Source organism: Dactylosporangium salmoneum, from assembly GCF_039532525.1.
In the GTDB taxonomy this organism is placed as follows: domain Bacteria; phylum Actinomycetota; class Actinomycetes; order Mycobacteriales; family Micromonosporaceae; genus Dactylosporangium; species Dactylosporangium salmoneum.
Genome location: NZ_BAAARV010000003.1, coordinates 13,875 through 34,881, shown reverse-complemented (window position 1 = coordinate 34,881; position 21,007 = coordinate 13,875). Strand labels below are relative to the sequence as shown.

Below are 21,007 nucleotides of genomic sequence, written 5' to 3'. Positions count from 1 at the left end.
GGATGCCCCGTGTGACGGTTGGAACCAGGCACTGGATATTGAGGGAGCACACCATGAAGGACGCAGTCGAGAAGTTGCGGCAGGAATGGGACACCGACCCGCGCTGGCGCGGGGTCGAGCGCAGCTACCGGCCGGAGGACGTGGTGCGGCTGCGCGGCGCGATTCAGGAGGAGCACACCCTGGCCCGCCACGGCGCGCAGCGGCTCTGGCAGCTGCTGCACGACGAGGACTACATCCACGCCCTCGGTGCCCTCACCGGCAACCAGGCCGTGCAGATGGTTCGGGCCGGGCTCAAGGCCATCTACCTGTCCGGCTGGCAGGTGGCGGCCGACGCCAACCTCGCCGGGCACACCTACCCGGACCAGAGCCTGTACCCGGCCAACTCGGTGCCCGCCGTCGTGCGCCGGATCAACAACGCCCTGCTGCGGGCCGCGCAGATCACCACCGCCGAGACCGGCGAGCCGGACACCGGCTGGCTGGCCCCGATCGTGGCCGACGCCGAGGCCGGCTTCGGCGGCGTGCTCAACGCGTACGAGCTGATGACCGGCATGATCGTGGCCGGCGCGGCGGGCGTGCACTGGGAGGACCAGCTGGCGTCGGAGAAGAAGTGCGGCCACCTCGGCGGCAAGGTGCTCATCCCGACCGGCCAGCACGTGCGCACCCTGCAGGCGGCCCGCCTCGCCGCCGACGTGGCCGGCGTGCCGACGATCGTCGTGGCCCGCACCGACGCCCAGGCCGCCACGCTGCTCACCACCGACGTGGACGAGCGCGACCGGCCGTTCGTCACCGGTGAGCGCACCGCCGAGGGCTTCTACCGCTTCCGCAACGGCGTCGAGGCCTGCATCGCCCGCGGCCTGGCCTATGCCCCGGCCTCCGACCTGCTGTGGATGGAGACCAGCACGCCGGACCTCGAGGTGGCCCGGTCCTTCGCCGAGGCGATCAAGCACCGGTACCCCGACCAGATGCTCGCCTACAACTGCTCGCCGTCGTTCAACTGGCGCAAGCACCTCGACGAGACGACCATCGCGAAGTTCCAGCGCGAGCTCGGCCACATGGGCTACAAGTTCCAGTTCATCACCCTGGCCGGCTTCCACGCCCTCAACTACTCGATGTTCGACCTCGCCCGCGGGTACGCCGCCGAGGGCATGCCCGCCTACGTGGCGCTGCAGGAGCGGGAGTTCGCTGCCGAGGCCGACGGCTACACCGCGGTCAAGCACCAGCGGGAGGTCGGCACCGGGTACTTCGACCTCGTCAGCACCGTGCTCAACCCGGCCGCCGAGACCACCGCGCTGCGCGGCTCAACAGAGACGGAGCAATTCTGATGCGGTACAAAATCATCGGTCCTATGCAGGATCGCTTCGACGAGGTTCTCACCGCCGGGGCGCTGGAGTTCCTGGTCGCCCTCGACGACCGCTTCGCCGCCCGCCGGGTCGCCCTGCTCGACACGCGCCGCGCCCGGCGGGCCCGCTTCGCCACCGGCCAGCTGCCGGACTTCCGGCCGGAGACCGCGCACGTGCGGGCCGACCCGGCGTGGCGCGTGGTCGAGCCCGCGCCCGGCCTCGTCGACCGGCGGGTCGAGATCACCGGGCCGCCCGAGCGGCGCATGACCGTCAACGCGCTGAACTCCGGCGCCCGGGTGTGGATGGCCGACTTCGAGGATGCCACCGCCCCGACCTGGGACAACATCATCGGCGGCCAGCTCACCCTGATCGACGCCCGGGACCGGAAGATCGACTTCACCGACGAGCGCGGCAAGCGCTACGTCATCGGCGAGAACCCGGCCACCGTCGTCGTCCGCCCGCGCGGCTGGCACCTGGTGGAGAAGTGGATCGCGATCGACGGCCGCCCGATCCCGGCGACGTTCGTCGACTTCGGCCTCTACCTGTACCACTGCGCCGGCCGGGAGCGGCCCTACTTCTACCTGCCGAAGCTGGAGGACCATCGCGAGGCGCGGCTGTGGAACGACATCTTCGTGTTCGCGCAGCAGTACTTCGGGCTGCCGCAGGGCACCATCCGCGCCACGGTCCTCATCGAGACGATCACCGCCGCGTTCGAGATGGAGGAGATCCTCTACGAGCTGCGGGAGCACTCCGCGGGCCTCAACGCCGGCCGCTGGGACTACATCTTCTCCGTCATCAAGAACTTCGGTCAGTGGTCGGACTTCGTGCTGCCCGACCGGGCCGACGTCACCATGACGGTGCCGTTCATGCGCGCCTACAGCGAGCTGCTGGTCGCCACCTGCCACCGGCGCGGCGCCCACGCCATCGGCGGCATGGCCGCGTTCATCCCGAGCCGCGACCCGGACGTCAACGCGGCGGCCTTCGAGCGCGTCTTCGCCGACAAGCGCCGCGAGGTGGGTGACGGCTTCGACGGCTCCTGGGTGGCGCACCCGGGTCTGGTCGCGGCCTGCCTGGAGGCGTTCGACCCGGTGCTGGGGGAGCGGCCCAACCAGCTCGACCGCCGCCGCGACGACGTCGACGTGGCCGTCACCGACCTGCTCTCGGTCGACAAGACCCCGGGCCGGGTCACCGCCGCCGGCCTGCGCGCCAACGTCGAGGTGGCGCTGCGGTACATCGACGCCTGGCTCGGCGGCTCCGGCGCCGTGGCGCTGCACAACCTCATGGAGGACGCGGCCACCGCCGAGATCGCCCGCTGCCAGGTGTGGCAGTGGCTGCACCACCGAACCCCGCTGGCCGAAGGCGGCTGCGTCACCGAGCAGCTCGTCCGCTCCCTGCTGGCCGAGGCCCTGGCCGGCCTGGTCGAGGGCCGCTCCGGGGAGGAGCGGGCCCGGGCGGTGGCGGCGGCCGGCGTCTTCGAGCGCACCGCGCTGGAGGAGGACCTGCCGTCGTTCTTCACCACGGACGCCTACGCCCGGCACCTGGCCCCGTCGGCCTAACAGGTCCTCGGGCAGCGGCACCGAAATCCCGGCACGAGCTCATCGGCGCGCTCGTGCCGGATCTCGTGTGCCCGGTCGCGGACCTGGCGCAGCTGCCCGGCGGTGAGGCGGCGAGCGCTCCAGATGAGCGCGGCCGCCTCACCGGCGTCCGGGTGTGCCTCGGTCTCGACCCGCGTCAGGTCGATGCCGGCCAGCGCGCTCAGGTCGGCGCGGGGAATGTCGATGAACGCGGCGAACCCGGCGAGCAGCTCGGGCGTCAGCGCCTTGCGGCCGCGCCCGATCACGCCGATCGTCGCGGCCGACAGCATCGGCCCGCCACCCAGGCCGAACAGCATCTGGGCCGCGCCGGGCCAGTTGAGGTTGCGGTTGTGCAGCAGGCGCACGATGAGGGCGCCGGCCTCGTCGTCGGGGTAGCGGTGGTACGCGGGCTCCGGCGGCTGCGGCTCGGGCCTGGGCAGCTGTGGCATGGACTCGATGAGCCGCCGCAGCTCCGCGACGGCTCGCGGCAGGTAGGTCAGGGACCACGCCAGGCGGCCGACCTCGCCGGACGCGCTGCGGTCCAGTGGCGCGAGGTCTTCCGGCACGGGCCGGCCGGCGATGACGAACAGGTCGCTGCGGTGCAGCCCGAGGACAGGCGCGAGGTCGGCCGGGTGCGCGGCATCGCCGATGTCGACGGCGCGTGCCTCGAGCAGCCGCGCCAGCCGTCCGCCGAACCCGGGCAGTCTCGTCACCACCCCACGGTACGGCGCGCTCCGGTTGGTCGCCGGGGCGGTCAGCGCAGGCGGCCGGGGCCCTTGCCGTAGAGCAGGTACATCATCGGGCCGATGGGGAACGACAGCACGATGATGAGCGCCCACACGGTGCGGTCGAAGTAGCGCAGGTCGCGGTCGCTGGTCCCGGCGAGGTCGGCCAGGACGCGCCGGTCGAACCACACGACGGCACTCAGGATCGCCACCGCGCTGGCCAGTGCGATCGCGCTTCCGCCGCTCATCGTCGCCTCCATCGGGCCTCGCGCCGCCGCTTGCCCGGCCGCCCGATCATACGCCCGGCCAGGTCAAAGGGGCCTCAGCGCAGCAGCAGGTTGAGCGCCAGCGTGCAGATCGCGGACAGCGCCGGCGAGATGAGGATCATCAGCAGGCAGCCCAGCCCGCCGCCCAGCGGCCGCACCTCGGTCTTGCCGACTCGCATGGCGCCCCCTCCTAGCAGCTCACCCGGGGCCGCACGGATGTGGGATCGTCGATACAGTCTCACGCCATGATCGGCAGACTCTTCAGCAACCGGTACGGCGCGACCGTCCTGGGTCTCATCCTCGTCCTCATCGGCATCTTCGGCTTCGACAGCGGCAAGGTGACGTGCGGCGGCCAGACCATGACGCCCGGCGACAGCTGCGTCGAGATCAGCAAGGGTCGCTCGACCACCCGCAGCTACGAGGAGGAGAAGTCGCGTGACCACCTGTACCGCTACGGCTTCCTCGGCGTCGGCACCCTGATGTTCGTCATCGGCGCCGCCCTGATCATCAAGCGCCACGCCGTCGACTCCCGCCCCGTCCAGCCGGCGGTGGCCACGGGCGGCGGCAATCCCCCGTTCCCGCCCCAGCCCCAGCCCCAGCCCCAGCCGCAGTACCCGCCGCGGCAGTAGCCCGAGCCGCAGGAGACCGCGGGCGCTACTTGGCGAGCGTCCGCAGGCGGTCCGGCCGCCGCACCAGGTCCCGCGGGCCGCTCTGCTCGGTCATCAGGGTGTATCCGAACCTGACCACGGCACCGTCCTCCTCCCGTAGTGACCATTCCCCGGCCCATGCCCGGCGCGCGTTGGGCAAAACGTCACTGGCACTCATAGTGGGCGCCAGACGGGGAAGCGAGGGACGATGCGTTTGGGACTGGTTGGGCGATCGGCCGTCTGGTGCGCGCTGTACGCACTGCTCATGGCGGGGGTGGCCGCGGTGGTGCTGGCCGCCGTCGCCGAGCGGCGCCAGGCCGACGAGGCCGCGGCCCGGGCCGCCCAGGTGCGTGCCGACGTCGTGCGGGCGGAGTACCAGCTGCTGGACCTCGACCGCACGGAGCGGGGGTACCTGGTCACCCACGACGCGGAGCTGCTCGGCTCCTGGTCGGCCCAGCATGACCGGCTCGCCGAACGCATCGGCGCGCTCCAGCGGCTCCAGGAACCTCGGCAGGCCGACCGGACCCGGCGGCTGAGCCAGGACACCCGCTCGTACGTCGAGGAGCACGCGCTCCCGGCGCTGCGCGCGGCGCAGGCTGGCCAACCCGGCTCGTCCGTCCCCGCGACCCTGCGCGACGGCGACCGCAGGATCGCCCTGCTGCACACCGAGCTCGACGACCTCGCGGCCGGCGACGAGCGGCTGGCCGAGGCGCGCGACCATCGGGCCGACGCGCTGGTCCGGGTGATGGGGGTCGCGGCCGTCGCCGGCATGGCCGCGTCGGTGCTCGTCGGCGTGTGCCTCGTGGGCTACCTCGACCGGGCGGTGGTCCGGCCGCTGCGGCGGGCCGCGAGTGCGGCCGGCCAGCTGGCGCGGGGGCGGCTGGGGGCGCGCGTGCCGGAGGAGGGGGCCGCCGAGATCGGCCGGCTGGCCCGCGCCTTCAACGCCATGGGTGGCTCGATGCAGCGCACCGTCGCGCAGCTGGTGCGGTACGGCCGCACGCAGGCCGCGCTGCGGCGCGTCGCCACCCGCATCGCGCAGGGTGCCTCGCCGGCCGAGGCGCTGGACGCGGTCGTCGTCGAGCTGGGGCGGCTCGTCGGCACCGACGGCGCGCTGATCGTGCGCTTCGACGACGGGGAGGGCACCGTGCTCGCCGCGTGGGGCGCGGAGGGCGCCCCCGCGCACGTCGGCGACCGCGTGCCGCTGGACGGCGACAGCGTCTCGGCCTGGGTGTACCGCACCGGCCGGCCGGCCAGGATGGACGACTACGCCGAGGCGGCCGGTCCGGTCGCCGCGCGGATGCGCGAGCACAACATCCGGGCCGCGGTCGGCGCGCCGATCGTCGTCGAGGGTCGCCGGTGGGGCGTGGTGACCGCGACCGTCCACGGCGACCAGCCGCTGGCCGAGGAGGCCGAGGAGCGCGTCGCCGACTACACCGAGCTCGTCGCCACCACCATCGCCAACGCGCAGGCCAGGGCCGACCTCGCCGCGTCCCGGGCGCGCGTCGTGGTCGCGGCCGACCAGGCCCGCCGGCGGATCGAACGCAACCTGCACGACGACATCCAGCAGCAGCTCATCGCGGTCCACATCGGCCTGGGCGCGGCGCAGGAGGTCGTCCCGCCGGACCTGCCGCACGTGCGGCAGGGCATGGCGAGCGCCACCGAGCGGCTGGGCACGGTGCTCGACCAGCTGCGCGAGATGTCCCGCGGCATCCACCCGGCGATCCTGACGGACCGCGGCCTGGGGGCGGCGCTCAAGATGCTCGCCCGCCGCAGCGGCGTACCGGCGCAGGTGGACGTGGACCTGAGCCGGCGGCCGCCGGAGCCGGTGGAGGTGGCCGCGTACTACATCGCCGCGGAGGCACTGGCCAACGCGGCCAAGCACGCCCGCGCCACGCTGGTGCGGATCGAGGCGACGGACGACGACCACGAGGTGCGCCTGTCGGTGTCCGACGACGGCGCGGGCGGCGCCGACCCGGCGCGGGGCTCGGGCCTGCTCGGCCTCGCCGACCGCGTGCACGCCCTCGGCGGCACGATCGCCGTCATCAGCCCGCCGGGCGGCGGCACGCGCGTGGTGGCCGAGCTGCCCCTGGACTCCGTTCTCCTCACCGCCGCGACGGCCCGGCTCGGCTGAGCGCCCGCGGGCCGGCCGGGTTCACCCGTGGTGGCCGAGCTGGCCCCCGGGCTCCGTTCTCCTCACCGCCGCGACGGCCCGGCTCGGCTGAGCGCCCGCGGGCCGGCCGGGCTCACCCCGCGGGCGTGCGGTACATCGCGAAGGTGGTCTCGCGGCGGAGCCGGAAGCCGAGCCTCTCGTAGAGCCGGATGGCGCCGGTGTTGCTCGCGGCGGCGTGCAGCAGCACCTGGTCGCCGCGGGCGCGGATGTTGTGGGCGACCGCGCGCACGAGCCGGCCGGCCAGTCCCTGGCCCCGATGGGCGGCGTCGGTGCACACCGCGCTGATCTCCGTCCACCCCGGCGGGTGCAGCCGCTCGCCGGCCATCGCCACCAGCCTTCCGTCGCGGCGGATGCCGAGGTACGTCCCGAGCTCGAACGTCCGCGCCCGCCACGGTCCAGGGTTGGTCCGCGCGACCAGCTCGCTCATCTCGGCGGCGTCCCGGGCGCCGAGGACCACGGCCTCCTCGTCGGGCCGGGCGTCGAGCCCGTCGCCGACCATCTGCACGCCGCGGCCGACCATGACGGGCGTCCAGCCGGCCGGGGGAGCAACCGCGGCGCCGGTGAGCGGCACCTCGACCGCCGGTCCGACGAGGGCCGCGAGGTCTGTCCAGGTCTGCCCGTCGCGCTCGTCGGGCAGGCCGACGAACACGGAGATGTCGGGGTGATAGCGGCGGGCCACGCCGTGGGCCTGGGCGAAGTGCGCGTGCGGGCCGGTGAGCGAGTGCCAGGCCGGGTTGTCGAGCACGGTGGTCATGGGTGCGCCAATCATCGAGCTGGATGTTGAGGGGTGGCTAATTACTATCTAACCGATCGGGATTGACAACTTATCCTACGTTCCCTACGTTGCCCAATAGGCAGCCCGCCCGCATCCCCCGATCCACCCCGTCCCGATGGAGCCACTCGCATGAGCGAGCCGATCACCCTGCAGAAGCCGCCCGAGACCGGGCCAGTCCCCGGCGTCGACCCGCAGATCGCGCAGCGTCGCGTCACGCCACGGCTGCGCCCGTGGCGCTGGCTGGCCAGTGCGATCGTGCTGGTGGTGCTGGCCCAGTTCGTGGCCGGCATCTTCACCAACACCCACTACGAGTGGCAGAAGTTCTGGCCGTTCTTCACCCGCGAGTCGATCCTCGACGGCGTCGTGGTGACCCTGCAGGTCGTCGCGCTGAGCGCGGCGTCCGGGCTCGTCCTCGGGGTGATCGTCGCGCTCGGCCGGCTGTCCACCAACCCGCTGATCGCCGGTCTGGCCTGGGCCTACGTCTGGTTCTTCCGGGCGCTGCCGCTGCCGCTGCTGCTGATCATCACCTTCAACTTCTCGTACTTCTATCCGCGCCTCGGCGTCGGCATCCCCTGGGGCCCGGTCTTCGCCGAGCTGCAGACCAGCGCCCTGACCCCGCTGACCATCGGCGTCATCGCGCTGGGCCTCAACGAGGCGGCGTACGCGGCCGAGGTGATCCGCGGCGGCGTCCTGTCGGTCGAGCACGGCCAGATCGAGGCGGCCAACGCGCTCGGGCTGTCCAAGGCCAGGCAGCTGCGCCGGGTCGTCCTGCCGCAGGCGCTGCGCTCGATCGTCCCGGCGTACGGCAACCAGCTCATCGGCCTGATCAAGGCCAGCTCGCTCGTGTACTACGTCTCCCTGCTCGACCTGTTCGGCGCGGTGTTCGTGCTCGAGTCGCGCCACCCCGAGTCGCTCGTGCCGATCCTCATCGTCGGCGCGGCCTGGTACCTCCTGCTCACCGCGGCGCTGTCGATCGTGCAGTTCTACGTCGAGCGGTACTTCGCCCGCGGCAGCGTCCACGCCCTGCCGCCCACTCCGGTCCAGCGGCTGCGCCGCCTCACCGTCGACTCGTGGGCCCGCCTGGCCGGCGTCCGCCTCACCCGGAGGGGCTTCTGATGGGCGCCGCGCTGGAGATCCGCAACGTCCACAAGTCGTTCGGGGCGCGGGAGGTGCTCAAGGGCGTCGACCTCACCGTCCCGGCCGGCGACGTGGTGGCCGTCCTCGGGCCCTCCGGCTCGGGCAAGTCCACGCTGCTGCGCACGATCAACCACCTCGAGCGGCCCGACCTCGGCTACGTCGCCGTGCACGGCGAGCTCATCGGCGTCGAGGTCCGCGGCGCCCGACTGCACGAGCTGCCCCCGCGCGCGGTGCGGCGGCAGCGCACCCGCATCGGCTTCGTGGCCCAGAGCTTCAACCTCTTCCCGAACCTGACCGCGCAGGACAACGTCGCCGAGCCGCTGGTCGCGCACAAGCGGCTGGACCGGCCCGCGGCCCGGGCCCGCGCCGTCGAGCTGCTGGCCAAGGTCGGCCTCGGCGACCGCGGCGGGGCCTATCCGCGCCAGCTCTCCGGCGGCCAGCAGCAGCGGGTCGCCATCGCCCGCGCCCTGGCGCTGGAGCCGGGCCTGCTGCTGTTCGACGAGCCGACCTCCGCGCTCGACCCCGAACTGGTGGGCGAGGTGCTCTCGGTGATCCGGCAGCTCGCCGACACCGGCACCACCCTGGTGGTCGTCACCCACGAGATCGGCTTCGCCCGCGAGGTCGCCGACGCCGTCGTCTTCATCGACGACGGCGTGATCGTCGAGCAGGGCCGGCCGGCCGAGGTGCTCGACCGTCCACAACAGACGCGCACGCGCGAGTTCCTTTCCAAAGTGCTCTGAAATCCTTCAAGGAGTCATCAATGTCAACCCGCAGACCATTCGCGGCCGCGGCGCTCTCCCTCGCGCTCCTCACCGGGCTCGCCGCGTGCGCCAAGGACGCCGAGGCCGGCGCGGACACCGGCTCCGGCGCCTCCGGCACGGTGAGCATCGCCGCTCAGGCCAAGGGCATCGGCAAGCCGGCCGAGCTGAAGGTCGAGAAGCAGGCGGCCATCGCGGCCGAGGTGCCGGACGCCATCAAGGCCGACGGCAAGCTCACCATCGGCATCGGCGCCCTGCCGACCGGCTTCCCGCCCCTGGCCTTCGTCGGCGACGACGACAAGACCATCACCGGCGCCGAGCCCGACCTCGGCCGCCTCGTCGCCGCGGTCCTCGGCCTCAAGCCCGAGTTCAACAACGACACGTGGGACAACCTCTTCGTCGGCATCGAGTCGGGCAAGAACGAGGTCGGCTTCTCCAACATCACCGACACCGAGCAGCGCAAGGAGAAGTACGACTTCGCCTCCTACCGCCAGGACAACCTCGGCTTCGCCGTCAAGGCCGCCAACGCCTGGACCTTCGACAAGAACTACGAGCACCTGGCCGGGCTGAAGGTCGCCGTCGGCGCCGGCACCAACCAGGAGAAGATCCTGGTCGCCTGGCAGGAGAAGCTCAAGGCCGAGGGCAAGACCCTTGACATCAAGTACTTCGCCGACACCCCCACCACCTTCAAGGCCCTCGCCTCGGGCCAGATCGACGCGTACTTCGGCCCGAACCCCGGGATCGCGTTCCAGATCAGCCAGGCCCAGGGCACCCCCGACGCCGTGCGCAACGCCGGCGTCTACTCCGGCGCCGGCGAGAGCCTGCAGGGCCTGATCGCCGCCACCACGAAGAAGGACAACGGCCTGATCAAGGCGGTGGCCGACGCCATCAACTACCTGATCCAAAACGGTCAGTACGGGCAGTGGCTGGCCGCCTACAACCTCGACACCGAGGCGGTCGGCAAGGCCGAGGTGAACCCGCCGGGCCTGCCGAAGTCCAACCTGTAGGGGCCGTAGCGCAGGGCGAAGGCGCGGGCCGGGTGTTCGATCGGGTGCGCGACGGCAACGCGCACCCGGTCGGACGGCCGCGCTGCGGGCCGAGCCGCTGCCCGGCACGGCCGCCGGGGAGGTGCTCCCGTGGCAGATCCCCGGCATCGCCTGACCTTCGAGGTCGTCGGCGGCACGCCGGAGGAGGCGCCGGGCGCCGATGAGGAGCTGATCTCTCTTCTCACTGGATCTGATCCCTACCTGATCCGTAACGCCGGACGCTCGCCCGTTCCGGCGGCAGCGCGGCTGGACCATCCCGGCGCGCGATGCCGGCGGGGCGTCGGCGATGCTGTGGGCGTGGAGTACGTGTCCAGAGTGCCGCGACCGCCGCTGGACGGGCTGATCGACGACCTGTACTACCTGGAGGGTGCGCCGCCGTACGCCCGGCTGACGCTGCCGCCGATGCCGTCGGCGTTGCTCATCGTCAACCTCGGGGCGCCGTTCCGCATCCGCGCCGGCACCGACATCGAGACGGCCGAGTACGCCGACGGCTGCATGGTCACCATGCCCACCCGCGCCTTCGAGTTCGGCTATCCGCCGGAGACCCGGTCAGTCGGCGTGCACGTCAAGCCGTGGGGGCTGGCGCCGTTCCTGCCGATGCCCGCGGCCGAGCTGTGTGACCGGCCGGTGACGCTAGAGCAGGTTTGGGGCCGGCCCGCCATTGCTGAGCTGCGAGACCGGCTGGCCACGGCGGACGGACCGCACGAGATGCTGACGCTGCTCGAGGAGGAGCTGATGCGACGGCTGTGCGAGACCGCCGGCCTGGGGCTGGTCCGCCATACGAGCAGCGTCATCGCGGCGACCAGCGGGGCGGTGGCGATCGGCGACCTGAGCGTGGCAGCCGGTGTCAGCAGCACTCATCTGGCACGGCGGTTCAAGGAGCTCATCGGCGTCACGCCGAAGCGGCTGGCCCGCACCTACCGCTTCGCCGCCACCGTGTTCGCGATCAACCCCGCCGGACCGATCGACTGGGGCGACCTCGCCGATGGCGCAGGCTACTTCGACCAGGCCCACTTCGGCCACGAGTTCCGGGCGTTCACCGGGCTCACGCCGACCCGGTACGTCGAAGTCCGGCGGCGGTTCCTGCGCGAACATCCCGGCCACGTGATGGACGGCTGGCCGCTGCCGGCCGATTGATTTCTTACAAGAGCGGCAGCTCGCGACACGCTAATTTGGGGGCACCCAGAGCAGAGGAGAGTCCCGTGGGCAAGGTGGTCATGTACAGCTCGGTGTCGGTGGACGGCTTCGTCGCGGACGAGAATGACCAGCCCGGACCGCTGTTCGACTGGTTGTCCAGCGGTGACGTCCCGTTGGACGAGAGCGGCGAGGTGAAGGTGTCGCAGACGTCCTACGACTACACCCGGCCGTACTGGGACCAGATCGGAGTCACGATCGTCGGCCGCCACGTCTTCGACATGACGGACGGCTGGGACGGGAAGCCTCCGGGCGGGATCGACCACGTGGTCGTCGTGACGCACCGGCCGGCGCCCGAGGGGTGGGACCCCGAGGCACCGTTTCACTTCGTCGACGGCGTCGAGGCAGCCGTGGCCAGGGCGCAGGAGCTTGCGGGTGACCGCATGGTCGAGGTCGCCGCTGGCGACGTCGGTGGCCAGGTGCTTGCCGCGGGCCTGATCGACGAGGTGCGCATGGACGTCGTACCCGTCGTGTTCGGGTCCGGCAAGCGCTACTTCGGGTCGGTCCACGCGCAGCACCTGTTGGACGACCCTGACGTGGTGATTCAGGGCAACCGGGTGCTTCACCTGCGCTATCGGGTGCGCCGTTGACCGATCCGAGCGGGCACGCGAAGAAGGTCCACTGCGAACGGTGACACAAGGCGAGGGCCGCGGCGGCTTCGGTGCGCGCGACGCCGGCGCGGAGCGCAAGGGTGGTGCGTATCGGTTCGGGTCCGTTCGGTCAGGTGGCGGGAACTTCGGGGGCGGTCCCGCCGACCAACTCGGTGATGCTGAAGCGTAGTACCTGCGAATCATGACTTTTCGTGACATATCCGTTCGGCGGCTGCTGACCGTTGCCGGCGGGCTGGTCGCCCTGGTCGTGACCCTGGTGGTCGCGTTGCGCTGGGGTGGCGGCGTGCTCGGGCGCACGATTGCCGGGCTGCCCGACCCGGGCCCGGTCGCGGCGTGGGGGCTGCCGCTGACCAGGGCGGCGGCCGACGTGTGCGGGCTGCTGTGCGCCGGGTGGTGCGTGACGGCGGCGTTCCTGCTGCCCGGAAGCGGCGAGACCGGCCGGCATGGGGCAGGTCAGCTGCTGGGGCCGGCCGGATACCGGCTGCTGCGGCGGGCCGGCTGGTGGGCCGTGGGCTGGGCCGTGGCCGCCGTCGCGCTGCTGCCGTTGACCTTGTCCGACCTGCTCGGCCGGCCCCTGACCGGCGTCACCTTCGCCGGTGTGCGTAGCCTCGCCTGGTCGGTGGCGCAGGGCCAGTCGGCTGTCGTCCAGGCGGCCCTTGCGCTCGTCGTCGCGATCGCGTCCCGGGTTGTGCTGACCCGTACCGGTGCTGCCGTCATCGCTCTGCTGGCCTGTGCGGCGCTGGTGCCGCCGGCGCTGACCGGCCACTCGGCCGGAGCCGGTAACCACCAGCTCGCGGTGACGAGCCTGGCGGTGCATATCGTGGGCGCGGCACTGTGGGTCGGCGGGCTGGCCGCGCTGCTGGTCCTGCGTGGCGAGCGGGTTCTTGCCGTTGCGGCGCGGGGGTACAGCTGCCTCGCGGCGGGCTGCTGGATCGCGGTGGCGACCAGTGGCGTCGCCAACGCCGCCGTGCGTCTCGGCGGCCTTGACCAGCTGTGGATGTCCCGCTATGGCCTGCTCGTGCTGGGCAAGTCCGCCGCGCTTGTCGTGGCCGGGGTGTTCGGTGCGGTCCACCGGCGGCAGACGTTACCGGCTCTCGACGCGGGACGGCCGGGCGCGTTCCGCCGCCTTGCCGCCGGTGAGCTGATCCTGTTCACCGCCACGGTTGGGCTGGCCGTGGCGCTGTCGCGCACGCCGACGCCGGTGCCGTCGAACCCGGTCGAGACGGACCCGGTCACCGATCTGCTCGGCTTCACCGCACCGCCGCCGCTGACGGCCGTGCGGGTGTTCTGGCCGCCGCTGCTGGACGCGTTCTTTCTGGCGGTGGTGGTACTCGCCGCGGCCGGCTATCTGACCGGGGTGTGGCGGCTGTACCGGGCCGGGCACCGGTGGCCGGTCGCGCGGACGGCGAGCTGGCTCGGTGGCCTGGCCCTGCTGGCCGCGTTCACCGTGTCCGGGCTCGCGCGTTACGCCTACGTGCTGTTCTCCGTGCACATGGCCCAGCATCTGGTCCTGGCGATGCTGGTGCCGATCCTGCTCGTCGGCGGCGCACCGGCCACCCTCGCGCTGCGCGCCCTGCGCCCGCCGCGCGACCCGAGGATTCGCGGCGCCCGGGACTGGCTGCTGCTCGTGCTGCACAGCCGGGCCCTGCGCGTGCTGTCGCACCCTGTCGTCGCGCTCGCGATCTACGTGGTGAGCCTGTATGGGCTGTACTTCTCCGACCTGCTCGGCGTGCTCATGCGGTACCACGTCGGGCACTTGGCGATGCTCGTGCACTTCGTGCTGTCCGGGTACCTGTTCTTCTGGGTCCTCATCGGCGTCGACCCCGGCCGCCGCCCCGTCGCGGCGCCGGTCCTGGTCCTCGTGCACTTCGCGAGCATGGCGTTCCACGCCTTCCTCGGCGTCGCGCTCATGCAGTCCCGGACGGTGATCGCGCCGGACTGGTACGGCTCGGTGCACCCGGCCTGGGCCGGCAGCCTGCTGGCCGACCAGCATGTCGGCGCCGGGCTGGCGTGGGGCTTCGGCGAGATCCCTGCGGTGGCGATCCTGCTGCTGCTTGTCGTGCGCTGGATCCGCGCCGACGAGCGCGAGCAGCGCCGCCTCGATCGCGCCGCCGACCGCGCCGAAGCGAGCGGGGAGGACGACGAACTCGCGCGCTACAACGCGTTCCTGCGGGCCGCCGCGGAGGCTGCCGAACGGGGCTGAACGGCGGCGACCGGCCTGACCTGGTCGCGCTGGGCGGGCGGCAACTTCAGCGATGCCCTGGACCAGCTCGACGCCCGCCGTCCCGCGCACCGGACCGACTACGTGGACTGGCCGAAACTGAGCGGCTGCGTGTAACCGCCGGTGCCGCCCTTACCCGCTCTGGCCGGTGCCTGACCGCCTTCGCCACAACAGCGCACCGGCGGCCAGCAGCACGACCGCGACCCCGCCGGCGACGGCCCAGAGCCACCCGCTCGAACCGCCGTCGCCGGCCGGTTCCGCTACGGCCGTCGGCTGGGGGCTCGACGGCGCCTCGGTCGGCGCGGCGGCGGTCATCGCACCGGCGGCCGCCGGCGGGGCCGACGCGGCGTTGGTGAAGGCGAACCGGCCCTCGATCGGGTGCCCGTCGGCCGAGACGGTCCGCCAGGCGACCTTGACCGCGCCGGTCGGCAGCGGCTTCACGGCCTGAGTCAGGGTTTTGTCGACGGCGTGCGGCGCGCCGTCGCTGTACGAGGCGCCGTCCGCGCCGGTCACCACGATCGTGCTGAACTGCTGCTTGATGTTCTCGTTGAAGGTCAGGGTGATCGCGGCCGGTGGCGCGCTCACCGTCGCACCGTCGGCCGGGTCGGTCTTGAGCAGTGTCGAGTGGGCGAAGGCCGGCGGGGCCGGCACGAGCAGCACCAGCAACGCCGCGGCGAGCAGGCCGCCAAAGGTCGCACGCAGTCGCATGCACCCCATCCTGAACCGCCGCGCTACGCCCGATACACGCGGGGGTACCGGGAACTTCCCGCCACGCGGTGCCGACTACCTGTCGGCTGCTGACCAATACGACCAAGGGATTTCGGGATGCCGCGCTCGTTGCGTGTCCGTTCCATCGCGCTGTTCGCCGGGGGTGCGCTGGCGCTGGCGCTGTCCGCCTGCGGCGCCGACGACTCGCCCGCAGCCGCGCCGTCCGCGGCCGGCCCGGCCGCGAGCGCCTCCGCGCAGCCGGTCCTGATGATGAAGGATCCATGGGTCAAGACCGCGGACTCGGGCATGTCGGCCGCGTACGGCACCCTGATGAACACCACCGACAAGGACATCACGGTGGTGTCGGCGACGTCGACGGCGTCGCCGATGATGGAGCTGCACGAGACCACGATGGTCGACGGGAAGATGGCGATGAAGCCCAAGGAGGGCGGGTTCCTGATCCCGGCCAAGGGCAGCCACGAGTTCAAGCCCGGCGGCGACCACCTGATGCTCATGGACGTCAAGACCCCGGTGAAGCCGGGTTCCGAGGTGACGTTCACGCTGACGCTGAAGGACGGCGGCACCGTGCAGTTCACCGCGCTGGGCAAGGACTTCGCCGGCGGAAACGAGTCCTACCAGCCCGGGACGGGCGGCTCCGGCATGCCGATGGGCAGCCCGTCCGCCAGCCCGACGTCGACGGGCTGACATGACCGAACGCACACCCGCCCCGGTCAGCAGGCGCGCCCTGCTGACCGGCGGCGCTCTCACCGTCGGCGGTGCCCTCGCCGGCGCCGCGGCCGTCGCCGCCGTCCGCCGCGACGCGGCCGGCCCCGCCCCGGTATCGTCCACAGTGGACTACGGGCTCCAGGTGGTGCCGTTCCACGGCGAACACCAGGCCGGGATCGAGACGCCCGCGCAGGCCCACGCCGCGTTCGTCGCACTCACCCTCGGCGCCGGTGTCGACCGGGAGGCATTGGGCCGGCTCATGCGGCTGCTCACCGACGACGCGGCCCGGCTCACCCAGGGCACGGCCGCGCTCGCCGACGGCCAGCCCGAACTCGCCGCCGTTCCCGCCCGGCTCACCGTCACCTTCGGCTTCGGCCCGGGCCTGTTCGACGCCGCCGGCCTGGCCGCGAAGCGCCCGGAGTCGCTGCAGCAGCTGCCCCCGTTCGGCATCGACAAGCTGCAGCCGCAGTGGTGCGGCGGCGACCTGCTGCTCCAGATCTGCGCCGACGACCCGGTCACGGTCGCGCACGCGCAGCGGATGCTGGTGAAGGACGCAAGAGCATTCGCGGCGGTACGGTGGGTACAGCGGGGCTTCCGCCGCGGTCGTGGCATGCAGGACGACGGCGTGACCCAGCGCAACATCCTCGGCCAGGTCGACGGCACCGCCAACCCGCAGCCGGGCACTGACGTGTTCGCGGGTGCTGTCTGGACCGATGACGGTCCGCAGTGGCTGCACGGCGGCACCACCCTCGTCCTGCGCCGCATCCGGGCCGAGCTCGAGACGTGGGACGCCGCCGACACCGTCGGCAAGGAGTTCGCCGTTGGCCGCCGGCTCTCCGACGGTGCTCCGCTCACCGGCCGCACCGAGCACGACCCGCTCGACCTGCAGGCCAAGAACGCCAACGGATTCCCGGTCATCTCGGAGTTCTCGCACGCGGCCCGCGCGCACGTGCTCAGCGACCGGCAGCGGATCTTCCGCCGGCCGTACAACTACGACGAGGCTCCGGCCGCCGACGGTACCGCCGACGCCGGGCTGATCTTCGCCGCCTACCAGCGCGACATCGCCCGGCAGTTCCTGCCCATCCAGCGCAACCTCGCCGAGGCCGACCTGCTCAACGACTGGATCACCCCGATCGGCTCCGCCGTCTTCGCCGTCCCGCCCGGCTGCGCGGCCGGCGGCTGGATCGGTCAGGGGCTGCTCGGATGACAGCGGCCACGCCCCGCCTGCCCGGCAGGCTCTGGTAGGGCTTGCCCCGGTCGGCTGACGCTACGGTCGGCGCGCCATCGCGGCGGCGTGGAGGCGACGGTCCCGTTGCGCCGCACCACCGCTTCGGCGGGCTGCGGCGCCGAGCCGGGGTCGTGGCGCGTTGTGGCAGCCCGCGATCTCCCGCCGAAGTTGGTTCCGGCCGACGTTTCGGCAACGACCGTCCGGGCATGCGGAACCGGATGAATCCGACATGGTGAAGGGAGCCATGGTGGGAACGCAAGAGACGCTCGACTCGGCGGGCGTGGGCATGTTCGCGATCGCGGATCTCGTGACCGCGGTCGACGCCCTGATGGCGCTGGAACGTGACTCGACCGCCTGTGCCGCCGCGATGAGCCGCTGTCGTGGTGCGGCCCACGGCGATGGGGACGGCATGAACCTGGTCGCGGCCATCCACGCGGACCTCGACTGCGCCGACATGGCCGGTGTCGCGCACCGGGTGCTGTCCCGCGGCCCAGCCGCCGACATCACGGTCATTCGCGCGGTCCTGGAGGCGGCGGCCGCGGCTGCGGACCGCTGCGTTGTCGAGTGCGGCCGGTCGCCGCATGCCCACTGCCAGGTGCACACGGAGAGTGCGCGGCGGGCCGCGGGGTCGGCTCGGGCGCTTCTCGGCGGTCTGCCGGCCTGAGGGACGTTGGCCTGGTTGGTGTACCGCGACGGATGGCGGTAGCGGCCCGGTTCGGCGGCGAGCAGGGCGTCGATGGTCCTGAACGAGTCTTGGGCGGGCGGTAGGGTCGGGGCATTCGGACGAGCCGGGCAGCGCGGGACGAGCGGAGGACCCAGGGTGGTGATGCCGGCGGCGGTCCGCGCCGTGCTGGAGATCGCGTTCGTTGCCGCCGGTGGCTACTGCCTGCTGCGCTGCCTGGCCGCACGCCATGGGTGTCCGGCGATGCTCGAGGACCTTCTCCACGGCGGGATGTGCGCGGCCATGGTGGCGATGCTGGCGGGCGTTCCAGCAGACCCGTGGGGCGTGCAGCTGACCGTGTTCGCCGTTGCCGGTGCTTGGTATGCCGTGCGGCTCGTACGTTCGGACGGCGGCTCGCGGCGGTGGGCGGCATGGCCGCAGATGGTGATGATGGCCGCCATGTGCTGGATGCTGCTGCCGGACATGGGCGGGGCGCATGCCTCGATGCCGGGGATGGACGTGCCCGGCCGCGCGTCGTCGGCGATCACGTCGGCCGTGACCGGTTCGCTGGTCTTGCTGCTCGGCGCGGCGGCGCCGGTGTGGGCCCTTCGGTCGGTCGCCGCGAACGGGGTGCCGGTCACACCCGGCGCGCCGGCCCCGCGGTCACCGTTCGGATCGGCCGGCGTGGCGGTGTGCCAGGCGGTCATGGCGGCGGCGATGGCTGCGGTGCTGGCCGCCATGCTGGTCCGATAGATCCACCTCGACCATTCAGCGCACTCTACGAGCCCTCTCATGTTCCTTATGGCCGCGTCTCGCAGCGCGACACGCAGTGGTGACGGACCTGTGTGTTCACTCGGCCCGTGCTGGAATGCACTTGGCTGCTTCGCGTTGCAGGATGGCGATCATCGTGTCGAGTACACCGGGAAACGCGGACTCGCCCATCACGGGCAGATGGTCGCGTACGGCGTGCATGTTCGGATAGTCGTCGGCCGGCAGCCCTTTCGCGGTGTCGAGCCATGTCTGCCAGTCGGCCTGTTCCTGTTCCGGGGCCAGGTCGCTGACGTCGAGGGCGGCGAGCGCGAACGTGGTTTCGATGAAGTCGCGGTAGTGGCGGACGGCGGCGGCGGGTTCGAACCCGGCCCGCAGCAGCAGGCCGACGCCGGTGTCGACGACCCGGAGCTCGTGCGGGCCGGCGATGAACCGGCGGGCCCGCAGTTGTGCCAGCCGCGGGTGCGCCTGCATCGAGCGGTAGATGCGGCCGGCGATGTCGCGCAGGGAGGCGGCGAGGTCGGGGCCGGGCACGAACCCCGCGGTGGCTTCGCCGATCAGCCGGTCCGCCACCGCCAGCAGGATGGCGTCCAGGCTGCGGAAGTAGCGGTAGATCGCCGTCGGGTCGGCGCTCAGCGCGGCGCCGACCCGACGCACGCTGAGCTTGTCGCCGCCCGGGCCGTCGATCAGGCGCAGGACCGTGTCGACGATCAACTCCCGGCTGAGCACCACGCCGGCGCGGGTGGGCCGCCGCCGCGCCCCGACCGCCGAAACCCGTCCGCTCACGCCTGCCTCCGATCCTTATGTCAACGCATTGACTTTAGCAGGTGCGCGGCGTTCCATCGGTTCAGGGGAGGCATCCCACCCCAGCCGAAGGGAAGTTCTCATGCAGGTTCGGCCTGCCTACGACGTGCACATCCGCACCGACTCCGCGCGCATCCACCGAGCCCTGGCCGACGCGCTGCCCCGGCCGTTCTGGCTGGAGGACCCGGGCCGACCGGCCGCCGAGGCGCCGCTGACCGCGGACATCGAGGCCGACCTGCTCGTCATCGGCGGCGGCTACTGCGGCCTCTGGACGGCACTGCTCGCCAAGCAGGCCACGCCCGGGCGCGACGTCGCGCTCATCGAGGGTGAGAAGGCCGGCTGGGCGGCCAGCGGGCGCAACGGCGGCTTCGTGGACGCGAGCCTGACGCACGGGCCGGAGAACGGGCGGCGACACTTCGCCGACGACCTCGCGGCCCTCGCCGGGCTCAGCGCCGAGAACTTCGCAGGCTTCGCGCAAACGCTGCAGGAGCACGACATCGACGCGGAGTTCGCGGCCGAGGGCTTCCTGGCCGTGGCCACGGAGCCGCACCAGGTCGCGGACCTGCGGGCGCGGGCGGGCGAGAACGCGGAGTTCCTCGAGGACAACGCGCTCGCCGCGATGGTGCGCTCGCCGTTGCTGCGCGCCGGCCTGTTCAGCCGCGAGGGGCACGCCCTGGTCCACCCGGCCAAGCTCGCCTGGGGCCTCAAGCGCGCCTGCCTGCGCCTCGGCGTGCGCATCTTCGAGCACACCGCGGCGACCGCCGTGCGCGACGACGGCGGCGCCGTGCGGGTGGAGACACCGCACGGCGCGATCCGGGCCCGCCGGGTCGCGCTCGCCACCAACGGGTTTCCGTCCCTGCTGCGGCGCAATCGCCGCCTGACACTCCCGGTCTACGACTACGCGCTGATGACCGAGCCGCTGACCCCGGCCCAGCTCGAGGACATCGGGTGGACCGGGCGCTTCGGCATCTCCGACGCCGGCCGCCAGTTCCACTACTACCGCAAGAGCGCCGACAACCGGATCCTCTGGGGCGGCTACGACGCCGTCTACCACCGCGGCGGGGCCATCCGGCCCGAGTACGACCAGCGCCCGGAGACCTTCGCCCGCCTCGCCGACCACTTCCTGCGCACGTTCCCGCAGCTGGAAGGCGTCCGCTTCACGCACGCCTGGGGCGGCATGATCGACATGTCGACCCGGCTCAACGCGTTCCACGGCACCGCGATGGACGGCAAGCTCGCGTACAGCAGTGGCTTCACCGGCCTCGGCGTGGCCGCCACCCGGTTCGCGGCAGCGGTGATGATCGACCTGCTCGCGGGCGCCGACACACCGCGCACCCGGTTGCGGATGGTACGCAGCCGGCCGCGGCCGATCCCGCCGGCACCGCTGCGCTACCCGGCGGTGCAGCTTGTCCGGGGCGCGATCGCCCGGGCCGACCGCAACGGCGGCCGGGACGGGCTGATCCTCAAGGCCGCGAATGCCTTCGGCTACTCGTTCGACTCATGACCGGCCAACCTTCGCGGCTCAGCGCTTGTAGGCCTGAGCGATGGGCTACGTGGGGAACGTTCCCAAACTGACAGCACCGTGGTGTCACAGTGGCCGGCGCATGCAGCCACGCGGCCACCGGTCCAGGCCATGCGCCGCCTCGAA

Annotated in this window: 21 protein-coding genes; 15 read left to right on the top strand and 6 right to left on the bottom strand. The window is 72.5% G+C overall.

Going from position 1 to position 21,007, the window contains the following annotated elements; genetic code table 11:
* The first annotated feature begins 53 nt into the window (after positions 1–53).
* Positions 54–1,322 carry an isocitrate lyase gene (gene aceA, locus ABD352_RS00365; protein WP_344610123.1) on the top strand — a complete coding sequence of 423 codons (1,269 nt, stop codon included), beginning with the start codon at positions 54–56 and terminating at the stop codon, positions 1,320–1,322.
* Positions 1,322–2,896: a malate synthase A gene (aceB, locus tag ABD352_RS00360; protein WP_344610122.1), complete on the top strand. Its 1,575-nt coding sequence runs from the start codon at positions 1,322–1,324 to the stop codon at positions 2,894–2,896. Before aceA ends, aceB begins: the two co-directional genes overlap by 1 nt.
* Here the strand turns inward: aceB and ABD352_RS00355 are convergent.
* From ABD352_RS00355 to ABD352_RS00345, 3 genes are all read right to left on the bottom strand, one after another.
* Complete coding sequence (locus ABD352_RS00355) at positions 2,893–3,627, bottom strand: XRE family transcriptional regulator (protein WP_344610121.1); 735 nt, start codon at positions 3,625–3,627, stop codon at positions 2,893–2,895. The two genes, aceB and ABD352_RS00355, sit on opposite strands and share 4 nt — an antisense overlap.
* A 41-nt stretch (positions 3,628–3,668) precedes the next feature.
* Positions 3,669–3,887 carry a hypothetical protein gene (locus ABD352_RS00350; RefSeq protein WP_344610120.1) on the bottom strand — a complete coding sequence of 73 codons (219 nt, stop codon included), beginning with the start codon at positions 3,885–3,887 and terminating at the stop codon, positions 3,669–3,671.
* A gap of 74 nt (positions 3,888–3,961) precedes the next feature.
* Positions 3,962–4,084 (bottom strand): hypothetical protein, encoded by a 123-nt coding sequence (locus ABD352_RS00345; RefSeq protein WP_344610119.1) that lies wholly within the window; start codon positions 4,082–4,084, stop codon positions 3,962–3,964.
* A 66-nt stretch (positions 4,085–4,150) separates the two neighbouring features.
* Here ABD352_RS00345 and ABD352_RS00340 point away from each other — a divergent pair, with 66 nt between their 5' ends.
* Entirely contained in the window at positions 4,151–4,534 is a 384-nt protein-coding gene (locus ABD352_RS00340) for a hypothetical protein (protein ID WP_344610118.1), read from the top strand.
* A 226-nt stretch (positions 4,535–4,760) separates the two neighbouring features.
* A complete protein-coding gene (locus tag ABD352_RS00335; protein WP_344610117.1) occupies positions 4,761–6,683 on the top strand; it encodes a GAF domain-containing protein in 1,923 nt (640 codons plus the stop codon).
* A 112-nt stretch (positions 6,684–6,795) separates the two neighbouring features.
* Here ABD352_RS00335 and ABD352_RS00330 read toward each other — a convergent pair whose 3' ends face one another.
* A complete protein-coding gene (locus ABD352_RS00330; RefSeq protein ID WP_344610116.1) occupies positions 6,796–7,476 on the bottom strand; it encodes a GNAT family N-acetyltransferase in 681 nt (226 codons plus the stop codon).
* A 150-nt stretch (positions 7,477–7,626) separates the two neighbouring features.
* Here ABD352_RS00330 and ABD352_RS00325 point away from each other — a divergent pair, with 150 nt between their 5' ends.
* The 6 genes from ABD352_RS00325 (at position 7,627) to ABD352_RS00300 (ending at position 14,446) form a co-directional block, all read left to right on the top strand.
* A complete protein-coding gene (locus tag ABD352_RS00325; RefSeq protein ID WP_344610115.1) occupies positions 7,627–8,613 on the top strand; it encodes an amino acid ABC transporter permease in 987 nt (328 codons plus the stop codon).
* On the top strand, positions 8,613–9,374 hold the full coding sequence (locus ABD352_RS00320) for an amino acid ABC transporter ATP-binding protein (RefSeq protein WP_344610114.1): 762 nt from the start codon (positions 8,613–8,615) through the stop codon (positions 9,372–9,374). Before ABD352_RS00325 ends, ABD352_RS00320 begins: the two co-directional genes overlap by 1 nt.
* 20 nt (positions 9,375–9,394) lie before the next feature.
* The gene (locus ABD352_RS00315) at positions 9,395–10,399 is read left to right on the top strand and encodes a transporter substrate-binding domain-containing protein (protein ID WP_344610113.1); all 1,005 of its coding nucleotides are present in this window, start codon (positions 9,395–9,397) and stop codon (positions 10,397–10,399) included.
* Positions 10,400–10,528: 129 nt separating this feature from the next.
* A complete protein-coding gene (locus tag ABD352_RS00310) occupies positions 10,529–11,575 on the top strand; it encodes a helix-turn-helix domain-containing protein (protein ID WP_344610112.1) in 1,047 nt (348 codons plus the stop codon).
* 65 nt (positions 11,576–11,640) lie between these two features.
* Positions 11,641–12,222, top strand: a complete 582-nt coding sequence (locus ABD352_RS00305) for a dihydrofolate reductase family protein (RefSeq protein ID WP_344610111.1) — start codon at positions 11,641–11,643, stop codon at positions 12,220–12,222.
* A gap of 202 nt (positions 12,223–12,424) precedes the next feature.
* A complete protein-coding gene (locus ABD352_RS00300) occupies positions 12,425–14,446 on the top strand; it encodes a bifunctional copper resistance protein CopD/cytochrome c oxidase assembly protein (RefSeq protein ID WP_344610110.1) in 2,022 nt (673 codons plus the stop codon).
* Between the two features lie 150 nt (positions 14,447–14,596).
* Here the strand turns inward: ABD352_RS00300 and ABD352_RS00295 are convergent, their stop codons facing one another.
* Positions 14,597–15,172: a copper resistance CopC family protein gene (locus ABD352_RS00295; protein ID WP_344610109.1), complete on the bottom strand. Its 576-nt coding sequence runs from the start codon at positions 15,170–15,172 to the stop codon at positions 14,597–14,599.
* A gap of 117 nt (positions 15,173–15,289) precedes the next feature.
* Here ABD352_RS00295 and ABD352_RS00290 point away from each other — a divergent pair, with 117 nt between their 5' ends.
* The 4 genes from ABD352_RS00290 to ABD352_RS00275 all read left to right on the top strand — a co-directional run bounded on the left by ABD352_RS00290 (position 15,290) and on the right by ABD352_RS00275 (position 18,540).
* Positions 15,290–15,877: a copper chaperone PCu(A)C gene (locus ABD352_RS00290; RefSeq protein ID WP_344610108.1), complete on the top strand. Its 588-nt coding sequence runs from the start codon at positions 15,290–15,292 to the stop codon at positions 15,875–15,877.
* 1 nt (position 15,878) lies between these two features.
* Entirely contained in the window at positions 15,879–17,105 is a 1,227-nt protein-coding gene (locus ABD352_RS00285) for a Dyp-type peroxidase (RefSeq protein ID WP_344610107.1), read from the top strand.
* Between the two features lie 250 nt (positions 17,106–17,355).
* Positions 17,356–17,790, top strand: coding sequence for a four-helix bundle copper-binding protein (locus ABD352_RS00280; protein ID WP_344610106.1), 435 nt, complete (start codon positions 17,356–17,358; stop codon positions 17,788–17,790).
* A 183-nt stretch (positions 17,791–17,973) separates the two neighbouring features.
* The gene (locus ABD352_RS00275) at positions 17,974–18,540 is read left to right on the top strand and encodes a DUF5134 domain-containing protein (RefSeq protein WP_344610105.1); all 567 of its coding nucleotides are present in this window, start codon (positions 17,974–17,976) and stop codon (positions 18,538–18,540) included.
* 96 nt (positions 18,541–18,636) lie between these two features.
* Here the strand turns inward: ABD352_RS00275 and ABD352_RS00270 are convergent, their stop codons facing one another.
* Complete coding sequence (locus ABD352_RS00270) at positions 18,637–19,341, bottom strand: TetR/AcrR family transcriptional regulator (RefSeq protein WP_344610104.1); 705 nt, start codon at positions 19,339–19,341, stop codon at positions 18,637–18,639.
* Positions 19,342–19,441: 100 nt separating this feature from the next.
* Here ABD352_RS00270 and ABD352_RS00265 point away from each other — a divergent pair, with 100 nt between their 5' ends.
* On the top strand, positions 19,442–20,863 hold the full coding sequence (locus ABD352_RS00265) for an NAD(P)/FAD-dependent oxidoreductase (RefSeq protein WP_344610103.1): 1,422 nt from the start codon (positions 19,442–19,444) through the stop codon (positions 20,861–20,863).
* The last annotated feature ends 144 nt before the right edge of the window (positions 20,864–21,007 follow it).